The organism is Paenibacillus lupini (assembly GCF_011761355.1).
GTDB lineage: Bacteria > Bacillota > Bacilli > Paenibacillales > Paenibacillaceae > Pristimantibacillus > Pristimantibacillus lupini.
The window spans coordinates 301,991-314,213 of record NZ_JAASRW010000004.1; the positions used below are offsets into that span (position 1 = coordinate 301,991).

Below are 12,223 nucleotides of genomic sequence, written 5' to 3' on the forward strand. Positions count from 1 at the left end.
GCTGGTCTTAGCGTGGTGATACAGCGGAAAGCATCACTAATAGTGAGGTTTTCTGCTGCTCAAGTGTATTTGAAACAGGCTGGTGAGACAGAAGGAAATGAGCGAGGGTATGTTGGCTTGTTATCGTTTGGTTACTTGCACGGTACGGCGTTATAATAGCTAAGTAGCAAGTTGGCTTCAAGTTAAGAAACGGAGTGATCGATTATGGAATCCATTTGGCAACAAAGAAAAGGGCAGCTGGCTGCTTATTTGAGAGAGAACGGCATAGATATCGCCTTTATTACGTCTTCGACGAATGTATACTATTTTACGGGCTTTTATTGCAATCCGCATGAGCGTTTCTTAGCGCTGGCTTTGGATGCACGTACGGGTGAAGAAACGCTGTATATGCCGCTGCTTGATCTTTCCGCGGCGGAGCCATTTGGCGGTGATGCGAAGCTAGTACCGATCTCCGATACGGAGAACGCTTATGACGTGCTGAAGCAGCAGACCGGAGCAGGTGTATCTGTAGTAGGAATTGAAAAAGAAGCCGTTTCAATCGCAAAAGCCGAACGGCTTGGCGAAGCTTTGGGCGGAGCGCGCTTCGCAGATTTGGAAAGCTTCATCTTGTCGCTGCGTATGAACAAAAGCGAAGAAGAGATCAGCAAGGTTTTGGACGCAGTCGTCATGGTTGAAAAAGTCGTTGCCCATGCAGCTTCCCATGTCAAACTCGGTATGACCGAGCTGGAGCTGACAGCGGAGATTGAGTATCAAATGCGTAAGCTTGGTGCAGATCGTCCAGCTTTCGAATCAATCGTACTGACTGGTGCGAGATCTGCGCTACCGCATGGTACACCGGGTTATGACACGATTAAACATGGCGACTTCGTGCTGATCGATATCGGCGTGCAGACAGGCGGCTATTGCTCGGACATTACAAGAACGTTTGTGATGGGCGAAGCTTCAAAAGAGCAGCGTGTGATCTATGATACGGTGCTAGCAGCTAATATGGCCGGGATTGCTGCGGCAAAAGCTGGCGTAACGCTGGCAACTGTTGATAAAGCTGCTCGTGCTGTTATCGAGAAGCAAGGCTTCGGACCACTCTTCACACATCGCCTTGGCCACGGCTTTGGTATGGATGTACATGAGCAGCCATCTGTGTCCGGGCTTAATCAGTCTTTGATTGAACCAGGACTGCTGTTTACGATTGAGCCAGGTATCTATGATCCGGTCATCGGCGGCGTTCGAATTGAGGATGATGTGTACATTCAAGCGGATGGTTCCGTGCGAGTGTTGACCAGCTATCCAAAAGAGCTTGTTTTACTGGGTAACTAGCAGCTGTCTGGAATTCTAACCGCGCACCCACCGACCGCGCACCACCGACCCCGCACCCACCGACCCCGCACCAACCGACCCCGCACCAACCGACCGCGCACCCACCGACAAAGGGCAAAGTCTACACGATTTCGTGTAGACCTTGCCCTTTGCGGTTATCAAAACATATTTTTCAAAACCATCATCAAATTCGCCGGTTTCTCTGCCAGTCGACGAGTGTAATACGGGTACCACATGGCACCGTAAGGGACGTAGCAGCGGACGCGGTAGCCTTCCTGCGCAAGCTCGGCTTGTTTGCTCATTCGAAGCCCGTATAGCATTTGGAATTCGAAGGTGTCCTTTTGAATATTGTTTTTCGCGGCATAATCTTTGGTCCAGTTGATGATCTTGTCGTCGTGAGAAGCGACTGCTGTATAGATGCCGTTCTTCAGCCGCAGCTCAATGAGCTTTTTGAAGTTATCGAGCACCTGACCCGCATTCTGATAAGCTACTTCAGCAGGCTCTTTATAAGCCCCTTTTACCAGCCTCAGATTTACCTTCTCCTTGCTAAGTGCCTTGACGTCCTCTTCTGATCGGAACAAATAAGCTTGAATGACCGTCCCGGCATTCATCAGCCAGCCTTCATGGAGCTTCCGGATGATGTCAATGGTGGCTTGCGTATAAGGGGTATCCTCCATATCGAGACGGACAAAAATCCGGCTGTACTTGGCTTCCGATACTACCGCCCGAATATTGGCATAGCACTGCTCCGGGTCCAGCGCCAGGCCAAATTGAGTTGGCTTCAGCGACACGTTCGCATTCACTTTCCGCTTGGCAATCTCCCGAATGATCTTCAGATACTCTTCCCGATAGCCCGCAGCCTCGCTGAGATCCTTAATCCCTTCGCCAAGATGATCAAGCGTTACCATAATGCCCTGCCCGTTCAGTTCTTCCGTTCGATCCATTGCTTCCTCTAACGTGTCACCGGCAATAAATTTGGAAGCAAGCTTACGTCCGTAGCGGATGGACAAATGCTCCACAAGCTTATTGTTTGAAATCGTCAGCAATGTTCGGCGATAAAGGCCAGCACCCATTGTCTATCACTCCTTCCAGATAAGACATATCATCTTGCCGGATGAACTATAAATGAATTAGTGAGCATGTATCGAAGGGGGATGCGGGTATGAGGGCAACATTTAAGAACGAGCCATTCACAAACTTTCAGCTTGAATCGAATAATAAGGCGTACGATGCGGCGTTGGCACTGGTGGGAACGAAGCTGGGCAGGGATTATCCGCTGATTATCGGCGGTGACCGGGTAACAACAACGCGTATCGCTACATCAACGAATCCAGCATCAAAAAATCAAATCATCGGCAACGTATCGCAAGCAAACGCAAGCCTTGCGGAGGAAGCCATTCAGACGGCGGCACGTACTTTTGACAGCTGGAAGCATACAGCTCCAGATGAGCGCGCTCGTTATTTATATAGAGCAGCGGCGCTGCTGCGGCGGAGGAAGCATGAATTTTCCGCGTGGATGACGGTTGAAGCGGGCAAAACACGCGCAGAGGCCGATGCTGATACGGCGGAAGCGATTGATTTTATGGAATTTTATGCACGAGAAATGCAGCGTATTAGTAAGCCGCAGCCGCTAACCCCTCTTGATGAAGAGGAGAATCAACTCTATTATATTCCGCTTGGCGTCGGTATTGTCATTCCGCCGTGGAATTTCCCGTTAGCCATTATGGCGGGCATGACTACTGCCGCTCTCGTATGTGGCAACACGGTTGTCTTGAAGCCAGCCAGCCCAACTATGGTTATTGCTGCGCAGTTCGTCGAGCTCCTTGAAGAAGCTGGTGTCCCCGCAGGTGTCGTCAATTATTTGCCGGGTCCAGGCAGTGAAGTTGGTGATTATCTTGTTGACCATCCGCTCACGCGATTCATCAGTTTTACCGGCTCTCGTGAGGTTGGATTACGGATTAATGAGCGGGCAGCGAAGACACAGCCGGGGCAAAAATGGATCAAGCGTGTAATCGCCGAGATGGGCGGGAAAGATGCCATTATCGTGGATAATGATGCGAATCTTGATCTGGCAGCAGACTCCATCGTCGCTGCGGCATTTGGCTTTTCCGGGCAAAAATGTTCGGCCTGCTCAAGGGCGATCGTCCATGAAGCAGTGTACGACGAAGTGCTTGCCAAGGTGATCGATCGGACACAGCAGCTTACTGTCGGAGATCCTGCTGCGGTTTCAACAAATGTAGGAGCGGTTATTGATGACAAAGCCTTCCGTAAAATCCAGGAATATATCGAGATAGGCAAAGGGGAAGGACAGCTTGTAGTTGGCGGTGCCTCTGATGATTCAGTAGGCTATTTCATCGAACCAACGATCTTTGCGGATGTGGCGGCGGATGCTCGAATCTCGCAGGAGGAAATCTTTGGTCCGGTGCTGGCTTTTACAAAAGCAGAGTCGTTCGAGGATGCCCTCCAGATCGCCAATAATACTGAGTTTGGCTTAACCGGTGCGGTTATCTCGAATAACCGGGCGCATTTGGAGCTGGCACGGCGGGATTTTATGGCAGGGAATTTGTATTTGAACCGCAAATGTACCGGGGCGCTGGTGGGCGCTCATCCGTTTGGAGGGTTTAATATGTCTGGTACCGACTCCAAGGCGGGTGGACGGGATTATCTGCTTCTCTTCACGCAGGCGAAGATTGTATCGGAAAGATATTAACGAAATGTGAACGCTCTCAAAGGGAGTTTGGCTCAGCGCCTCGAATAGAATACAATAGTTTGTAATACTTGGGACTGCAGGATAGTAAAAAGGGGATCGATGACAATGACGCAGCAGGAAACGTATATTATCGCGCTTGACCAAGGAACGACAAGCACACGTGCGATTTTGTTCGATAAAGAGGGGGTTCCACGTGCTGTTGCTCAAACGGCCGTAGATTGTACCTTCCCTCATCCGGGCTGGGTCGAACAGGATGCCGAGCAGCTGTGGGAAACGTCGCTTCAGGTCATCCGCGAGCTGCTTGCGACGGAGGGGCTGACAGCGGATCGGATCGCCGCGATTGGTATATCGAATCAGCGGGAGACGTCCATCATTTGGGAGAAAGCAACGGGCAATCCGATCTATAATGCAGTGGTCTGGCAGTCGCGCCAGACGTCGGGCATTTGTGAAGCGCTGAAGGAATCCGGTCATGAATTAGCAATACGGTCGAAAACAGGACTGCTGATTGATCCATATTTCTCCGGTACAAAGGTGAAGTGGATGCTCGATGAGGTTAAGGGAGCACGCGACAAAGCTGAGGCTGGCGAGCTGTTGTTTGGTACCGTGGACAGCTGGCTGATCTGGAAACTGACCGGCGGGGCTGTTCATGTGACGGATTATTCGAATGCTTCGCGAACGCTGCTATATAATATCCACGAGCTGAAATGGGATGAAGAGCTATTGGAATGGCTCGACATTCCGGCTGCGATGCTGCCAGAGGTTCGCTCAAATTCGGAGGTCTATGGAACAACGGATGCTGCTTTGTTCGGCGGCTCGATCGTGATTGCAGGCGCTGCGGGTGATCAGCAGGCGGCTTTGTTCGGGCATGGCTGTTTTGAGAAAGGTGAAGCAAAAAACACATACGGAACCGGCTGCTTCATGCTGATGAACACCGGTGCTGAGCCGATTCGCTCGGAGCATGGGCTGCTGACGACAATTGCTTGGGGCATTAATGGGCAGGTTGAATATGCACTTGAAGGCAGTGTTTTTGTGGCGGGTTCGGCCGTACAGTGGCTTCGCGACGGAATGGAAATGATTGAAACGTCAGAAGAAAGCGAAAGGCTAGCCGCGTCGGTCGACTCGACCGAAGGCGTCTATGTTGTACCGGCCTTTGTGGGGCTAGGCACGCCTTATTGGGATAGCGAAGTACGCGGTGCAGCGTTTGGTATGACGCGCGGGACGCGGCGTGAGCATTTTGTCCGGGCGACTCTGGAGTCGATTGCTTACCAGACAAAGGATGTGCTGGACGCAATGGAACAGTCGGCGGGAATTCCGCTGCAGGCACTTTGTGTGGATGGCGGTGCCATTCGCAACAATCTGCTTATGCAGTTCCAGAGTGATCTGCTTGAAGTGCCAGTCGAAAGACCGGTAGTCAGCGAGACAACGGCGCTTGGGGCCGCTTATTTGGCGGGGCTGGCGGTAGGCTACTGGCAGGGCCGTGAGGAAATACTAGAGCAGAGGCAGCTTGAAAGCGTATTTGAGCCGGTAATGGCGCCAGAGCGAGTAACCGAGTTATATGCAGGCTGGCAGAAAGCCGTGCAGGCAGCATTAGCTTTTCGATAAGAAGATAGAAGGGGAACCGTGGCAGTTCTTCATGATGCGTAATAGCATAATGAAGAATGTTCGCGGTTTTCTTTTTTGGCTAGTATAAGCGATAGGGGCGGTTGGAGGATGGCAAGCGGGAACGGGCAACAGGGCGGCGCAGACAATTTTAACGCATTAAAAAGAGATGAGCAGTTTAATAAGCTTCTGGCCCAGGAGTATGATCTGCTTATTATCGGTGGTGGCATTACAGGAGCGGGAATTGCACTTGATGCAGCGACACGTGGGCTGAAGGCTGCGCTTGTGGAGATGCAGGATTTTGCTGCGGGTACGTCCAGCCGTTCCACGAAGCTGGTGCATGGCGGACTTAGATACTTGAAGCAGAAGGAATTTGGCGTTGTAGCTGAGGTTGGTAAAGAGCGCGCCATTGTGTACGAGAACGGGCCACATGTGACTACGCCGGAATGGATGCTGCTCCCGATCTACAAGGGCGGAACATTTGGAACATTCAGCACTTCAATAGGATTACGTCTCTATGATTTCCTTGCTGGCGTCAAACGCGGCGAGAGGCGGAAGATGCTTAGTGTGAGCGAGACCACTCGCCGTGAGCCGCTTTTGAAGCAGCAGGGGCTGAAGGGCAGCGGCTATTATGTCGAGTATCGGACGGATGATGCACGACTGACGATCGAAGTGTTGAAAAAAGCCGTGGAGCTTGGAGTACATGCCATCTCTTATGTGAAAGCTAATTCGCTTCTTTATGAGAATGGGCGGGTTGCAGGTGCAGAGCTTCGAGATCAATTAACGGGCAAGATCGGCCAGGTGAAAGCTCTTGTCACCATTAATGCTGCGGGCCCTTGGGTAGACACCATTCGGGAGAAGGACGACTCCAAGAAAGGGAAAACCCTTCATCATACAAAAGGTGTTCATCTGGTGTTTGATCAGAAGCGCTTCCCTCTGGAGCAAGCGATCTATTTCGACTCCGACGACGGCAGGATGCTGTTTGCGATTCCTCGCGACGGGAAGACCTATATTGGCACGACCGATACCGATTACCGGCTTGATCTTGCCCATCCACGTATGACAACCAAGGATCGGCAGTACATCCTGAATGCGGCTAATGACATGTTTCCATCACTGAAGCTGAAGGCGGAAGATGTTGAATCAAGCTGGGCGGGTGTACGTCCTCTTATTCATCAGGAGGGGAAAAGTCCTTCGGAGATTTCGCGGAAGGATGAGGTGTTGGTGTCACCGTCGGGCTTGCTGTCCATGGCAGGCGGCAAGTTGACCGGCTATCGGAAAATGGCCGAAACAGTTTTGAATCAGGCCGCAGAGCAGTTCGCTAAGGCAGGGCGGGAAGGCATTGGCAAGAGCAAAACGATGACGCTGCCAATCTCGGGCGGCGATGTTGGCGGGTCAGCTGGTTATGAGGCGTATGTGGCGGACAAAACAGCCGCCGCCGTCGCTGCCGGGCTGGCTAAGCCAGATGCGGAGCGGTTTGTGCGGCGTTTTGGCTCGAATATGGATACCGTTCTTCGTCTTATGCCGGAAGCGCAGGAAGAAGCGATCCGCAGAAGGCTGCCGGTGACACTTCTGCTGGAGCTTCTCTATGCGATTCGTTATGAGATGACTTGCAGGCCTGTTGATTTCTGGATCCGCCGGAGTGGCAGTCTCCTGTTCGACCGCAGCCGTGTGCTGCGCTGCAAGGACAGCGTTCACCGCTATATGGCGGAGCTATTCGGCTGGTCAGATGGAGTAAGCGTCGCCTATGCGGATGAGCTGGAACGGGAGCTGCGAATGGCGGTTACCCCTGAAGAGTAGAGTGAAGCAGCTCCTATCCTATATTGGGAAAAGAGTCCCCGACAGTTGAATAATGATTGTTAATGTTACACTGCTGAGCAGGGTGGAGAACAGCACCGTTTGAGCGGCAAAACCTGGCTCGCAATTGTACTCCAGCGCAAGTGCGGCGCTGTTCCGTGAAGTTGGTATCGCACTTGCAATAAAGAGTGCCTGTGCGGTTATACCATGCACATGCATGAGTTCAAGCAGCAACCATGCGATGGCTGGGGCTGCTATGAGACGAAGGAGGCTGCTCCATATGACGGTAATCGTGTGGAGCGACAGCATCGTAGAAGCCATTTGTGCACCGATTGTGAGTAAAGCGAAGCTGAGCATTCCGTCGGCAATAGTCGTTAAAGGTGTCAGAAGTGGTTCTGGCATCTCAATATGGGCAAGGCGCAGGAGAGAGCCGGCTATAATGGCATAGAGCACGGGCGTTTTAACAAACTGCAGCAGGGACTTCTTAAGGCCGCTTGCTGCTCTGCTGGCATTAACTAGACCAAAGGTAAAGGTGGCGAACAGCTCAAAGGTAACGACCATCATCTGGATCGACATCGCGAACGGATCATGCTTGAACGCCATTGCATTGACGGGAATCCCAATGTTCCCGTTATTTGTTAAGGCGATACTGTTAGAGAAGCTGGCGGCAAACGGCCTCGGATGGCGAAGGATCCGGCTGACACCTTGGCCGATCAGCACGATAACTACAAATTGCGCGGCGAGGAATACGAATATGGTAGCAATCAGAGAAGCGGTAAGCTCGGCTTCATACACTTTTACAAAGGCAAGTGCAGGGATGTAGTAATACATAAGCATTTTGGAAAAGCCGCCAAGCTCGAACTTGAACTTACGGTGAAGCAGCGCACCGATCGCGAGCGGGATAAGGATTGGAACGATAATGTACAGGAATGTATGCAGTATAATCATGAGTTCATCTCCTTTGACGTTGTTTAGATGGTCAGATGCTCACCAGGTGAAAGCACTTTGCCGGTGAGCCCTTTTTGCTGAAGCATGTGAACGAAGGAGGGTGCATCCTGCTTAATGACCGGGAACGTATTGTAGTGAATGGGGACAACACAGCCGGCACCAAGCCATTCCGAGGCAATAGCGGCATCACCAGGATCCATTGTGAAGCGTCCTCCAATTGGCAGAAAAGCAATATCAATATCAAATCGTTCGCCGATGAGACGCATATCGCCAAATAATCCCGTATCCCCGGCATGGTAAAGGGTAGCTCCGCCCATCTGCAGAATGATGCCAACTGGTGATCCTGTATAGATGACCTTACCTTCCTCAGAGAGGGAAGATGAAGTATGAAGGGCAGGCGTCAGGAAGACGCGCCCAAACGGGAAGTTCCAGGCTCCGCCAACATGCATCGGCTCGGCTTGAATACCTTGATGTCCCAAATGGATCGCCAGCTCTTCAACGGCGATAATGGGGGCATTGTTTTGTTTTGCCAATGGAATGGCGTCGGTGATATGATCGGAATGACCGTGTGTCAGCAAAATGTACTGAACTTTAACCTGCTCTATGCGCTCAATGGCGAGCGGATTGCCGGTCAAGAATGGATCGATGATCACAGAATAGTTGCCTTGGGTCACTTGGATGCAGGAATGGCCATGATAAACAATATCCATAAGAGAGACCTCACTTTCGGATGGTATATTATAATATAAATTAACACGAACGTTTATATTTATGTTATATTATTAATAACTCAAGTATGTCAATCATTTCCTGATATTTTTTTCTCGAGGGGAGTTGTGGGACAGTTGTTGTCGATAGAAAAACAGTTGCTCTATCTCCTTACAAGCGGGGATGGAGCTGGGGCGGGTGCGGCTGTCAGCCGTCTTATTCAGGTGTATGAAGCGCGGGGGATTTCTCATCAGATCGTGCGTAACGCGCTCTCTAAGCTGAAGAAGGAAGGGTATGCCGAATCGGCGGAACGCTCCCGGTATAGGGCGACACCGCTTGGTGAGGAGTTTATCCGGATAGTTAATGCCAAGCCCGGTCTATATGAGAAGGAATGGGATAGGCAATGGTGCATGGTACTCTTCGAGATACCAGAATCGGAGCGTCGGCGCAGGGACAGCTTCCGGACTGAGCTTTTGCAGCTGGGGTTCGGCTCGCTCTACAAAAGCGTCTATGTCTCGCCATGGGATTACCGGGAAGAGGTCATCCGGCTTGGCGAGCAGTGCGATGTCAGCAGTTACATAACTGTGACAAATACAAGTATTGTGCATAATGACATCACGTCAGAGCAGTCGATTCATCTATGGCCGATTGAAGAATTGCAGGAGATGTATCGGAGAAAAGAGAGCTGGTTCCAAGAATACTTAGAGCCAGCTCTTGCGCGGCTTGAAGATACGGGATCAACTGAGGGTTTGCAGCTATTTGTCTATTTCCTTGAACTTGGTGATGTGATCGCAGAGCTCGGCCTACGAGATCCTATGCTCCCTAATGAATTGCTTCCAGACAATTGGACAGGCAAGCAACTGATGCAGCAATTCCAGGCCAGCCTGCGGCAAATAGCGCTGGCGATACCTGAGCAGTCTCCATACCGCGCCTTTGTGGCGCATTTTCTGGGACGGTAGTGCACAGAGTTGCTAGGCTGTGAGGTAACTTCCTACTACTGCCTATGCTGAAATGCTACAAGTGCTGCAACAATGAGGATGCCTCACTAATTAGTGAGGCATTTCGCGTTGTAGGTTGTCTAATGAGTTGTTTTTGGAGTAACTATGAGGTTAGCCTCACAATTAGTGAGATGAAACGTGTGAATAAGGTGGAAAACGTCACTAATACGTATAAAATGGCATATAGAAGCTATCTACTTGGCGAAAAACCTCACTAATAGTGAGGTTTTTCCGCGCTGTGCTGCCAGCAGAAGTGTCACAGTTTAGTTGAAGTCCTATTGTAACCGAAAGGTATTCACTCGCTTAACTGTAGAAGCGAAGAGTATGCTTCCGAAACAGCTTTCTTACAGAAAGCTTTGAGCGTTCGCTTTTGCTAGGGATTCCTACCTTATTCGTTCATTCAATGGAATCCCCTAGTAATGGCGATCGGCAGAACATTCGAATGCACAGATTGACAGTTAACCGCACCCGATGATTATAATTAAAGCGCATACAATTCCAATCCTGATAGGTACTAGGGGGAACTACCTTGTATACGATATTGCTGGTCGATGATGAAGCGGTCGTAAGGGAAGGCATCAGGGAGCGCATCCCATGGGGGGAGCTTGGCTTCGAGTGCGTGGCGGATTGCGAGAATGGCGTACAGGCTTTGGAGGAGATTGAGCGGCTGCGGCCGCATATTGTGCTGACGGATATTAATATGCCGTTTATGGATGGGCTGGCGTTATCCCGGCAAGTGATGAATCGTTATCCGGATATGAAGGTTGTGATTCTGACCGGTTACGATGATTTCGAGTACGCGCAGCAGGCACTTAAGTTGAAGGTGAAGGATTTTATTCTGAAACCGGTTACGGCTGCCGAATTGTCAGCGATGCTGCATAAGCTTCGCCTGGAGCTCGATGAGGAGAAGCAGGAACGGGAAGATCTGGCCCGGCTGCAAAGCCAGCTGAACGAGAGTATGCCGCTGCTCAAGGAGCGCTTCCTCGAACGAATGTCGACAATGGCGCTAAGCGAGAAGGAGATGGCGTCGCGTCTGCGGTATTTTCAGATTACTCTAACAGGACCTTACTATATTGGACTAGCCATCGATACCGATCGTCTAGATGAGCAAGGTGGGGCGGATACGGACAAGGAGCTGCTCCGTTTCGCCGTGTACAATATTGCACAGGAAATTGTAAGCGAGGAGCCAGATTCCGCGCTGTTCCGAAGCAGAGAAGAACGGGTTATGGTCATCCTGGGAGGAGAGCGTGAGGAGCTTCTTCAGGAGAAGGCACAGGAGCTTGCGGATCGGATTCGGCAATTGGCGGTTCAATTTCTGAAGCTGACAGTATCGGCAGGAATCGGGACAACGGTCGAAGGATATGCACGGATAAGAACTTCCTGTAAAGAAGCTGTCGCCGCGCTGGACTACCGGTTAATCCTTGGTGATAACAGCATCATCAGCATCTCGGATATGGAAAAGCGCCGAAGCTCGCCAGCAGGGCATCCGCCGGAATTCGACCGTGAATTAATAGCCGGTATTAAGACGGGTACAACAGATGAGGTTGAGCGTGCGATCGAAGCACTTATCAATCATAACAAAGCGGAGCTTACAAGCATTGATCAATGTTATTTGCGTATCCAGAAGACGATTCTCGCGGTCATGCAGACCCTTGGTGATATCGGCTGTAAGGAAGCAGATGTCTTCGGGGTGGGTGTAAATCCCATGACCGAAATCTACCGATTCAGGACGATGGAAGAGATCGGGGATTGGCTGAAGACGGCATGCCGCCAGGCAGTTTATAGCGTAACGGCCACACGAAGTGACCAGTGCCGTTCACAAATTGAGGAAGCCATCTCCTATTTGGAGAACAATTATGAGGATGAGGATCTATCGGTCAAAGCCGTCTGCAAACATGTCCTTATGAGCGTCAGCTATTTCAGTGCGGCCTTCAAAGCCCAGACTGGCAGGACGTTTATTGAATATCTCACAGCTATCCGTATGGACAAAGCGAAGGAGCTGCTGAAGTTTACTAGCTTACGAACCTATGAGATTGCTGCCAGAACCGGCTACAGCGATGCGCAGTATTTCAGTGTATTGTTCAAGAAGCATACGGGGGAATCACCAACGGATTACCGCCACAGAACAGCTGCGGAACAGGCGTGAGGT

General features: G+C 51.0%; 9 protein-coding genes. 6 read left to right on the forward strand and 3 right to left on the reverse strand.

From position 1 onward, the window contains the following. Positions 1-204: 204 nt before the first annotated feature. Entirely contained in the window at positions 205-1,314 is a 1,110-nt protein-coding gene (locus FHS17_RS14850; protein ID WP_167279187.1) for a M24 family metallopeptidase, read from the forward strand. A 158-nt stretch (positions 1,315-1,472) separates the two neighbouring features. Here FHS17_RS14850 and FHS17_RS14855 read toward each other — a convergent pair whose 3' ends face one another. After that, positions 1,473-2,387: a proline dehydrogenase family protein gene (locus tag FHS17_RS14855; protein ID WP_167279188.1), complete on the reverse strand. Its 915-nt coding sequence runs from the start codon at positions 2,385-2,387 to the stop codon at positions 1,473-1,475. 89 nt (positions 2,388-2,476) lie between these two features. Here FHS17_RS14855 and pruA point away from each other — a divergent pair, with 89 nt between their 5' ends. The 3 genes from pruA to FHS17_RS14870 all read left to right on the forward strand — a co-directional run bounded on the left by pruA (position 2,477) and on the right by FHS17_RS14870 (position 7,423). Next, positions 2,477-4,024 (forward strand): L-glutamate gamma-semialdehyde dehydrogenase, encoded by a 1,548-nt coding sequence (gene pruA, locus FHS17_RS14860; RefSeq protein ID WP_167279189.1) that lies wholly within the window; start codon positions 2,477-2,479, stop codon positions 4,022-4,024. 105 nt (positions 4,025-4,129) lie between these two features. After that, on the forward strand, positions 4,130-5,626 hold the full coding sequence (glpK, locus tag FHS17_RS14865) for a glycerol kinase GlpK (RefSeq protein WP_167279190.1): 1,497 nt from the start codon (positions 4,130-4,132) through the stop codon (positions 5,624-5,626). A 108-nt stretch (positions 5,627-5,734) separates the two neighbouring features. Beyond that, positions 5,735-7,423 (forward strand): glycerol-3-phosphate dehydrogenase/oxidase, encoded by a 1,689-nt coding sequence (locus FHS17_RS14870; protein WP_167279191.1) that lies wholly within the window; start codon positions 5,735-5,737, stop codon positions 7,421-7,423. Between the two features lie 18 nt (positions 7,424-7,441). On the opposite strand, the gene FHS17_RS14875 is transcribed toward FHS17_RS14870, so the two are convergent. Together FHS17_RS14875 and FHS17_RS14880 are read right to left on the reverse strand one after the other, a co-directional pair. Further along, positions 7,442-8,368, reverse strand: a complete 927-nt coding sequence (locus FHS17_RS14875; RefSeq protein ID WP_167279192.1) for an AEC family transporter — start codon at positions 8,366-8,368, stop codon at positions 7,442-7,444. Positions 8,369-8,391: 23 nt separating this feature from the next. Beyond that, positions 8,392-9,078: a metal-dependent hydrolase gene (locus FHS17_RS14880; RefSeq protein ID WP_167279193.1), complete on the reverse strand. Its 687-nt coding sequence runs from the start codon at positions 9,076-9,078 to the stop codon at positions 8,392-8,394. A gap of 135 nt (positions 9,079-9,213) precedes the next feature. On the opposite strand from FHS17_RS14880, the gene FHS17_RS14885 reads away from it, so the two are divergent. Further along, positions 9,214-10,035 carry a PaaX family transcriptional regulator C-terminal domain-containing protein gene (locus FHS17_RS14885; protein ID WP_167279194.1) on the forward strand — a complete coding sequence of 274 codons (822 nt, stop codon included), beginning with the start codon at positions 9,214-9,216 and terminating at the stop codon, positions 10,033-10,035. Positions 10,036-10,603: 568 nt separating this feature from the next. Next, positions 10,604-12,220 carry a response regulator gene (locus FHS17_RS14890; protein WP_167279195.1) on the forward strand — a complete coding sequence of 539 codons (1,617 nt, stop codon included), beginning with the start codon at positions 10,604-10,606 and terminating at the stop codon, positions 12,218-12,220. Positions 12,221-12,223 lie beyond the last annotated feature (3 nt).

Bases quoted from the DNA above. Each gene is read 5' to 3' on its own strand.
- FHS17_RS14855 (WP_167279188.1), bottom strand. From the start codon at position 2,387: ATGGGTGCTGGCCTTTATCGCCGAACATTGCTGACGATTTCAAACAAT.
- FHS17_RS14870 (WP_167279191.1), top strand. From the start codon at position 5,735: ATGGCAAGCGGGAACGGGCAACAGGGCGGCGCAGACAATTTTAACGCA.
- FHS17_RS14875 (WP_167279192.1), bottom strand. From the start codon at position 8,368: ATGATTATACTGCATACATTCCTGTACATTATCGTTCCAATCCTTATC.
- pruA (WP_167279189.1), top strand. From the start codon at position 2,477: ATGAGGGCAACATTTAAGAACGAGCCATTCACAAACTTTCAGCTTGAA.
- FHS17_RS14880 (WP_167279193.1), bottom strand. From the start codon at position 9,078: ATGGATATTGTTTATCATGGCCATTCCTGCATCCAAGTGACCCAAGGC.
- FHS17_RS14850 (WP_167279187.1), top strand. From the start codon at position 205: ATGGAATCCATTTGGCAACAAAGAAAAGGGCAGCTGGCTGCTTATTTG.
- glpK (WP_167279190.1), top strand. From the start codon at position 4,130: ATGACGCAGCAGGAAACGTATATTATCGCGCTTGACCAAGGAACGACA.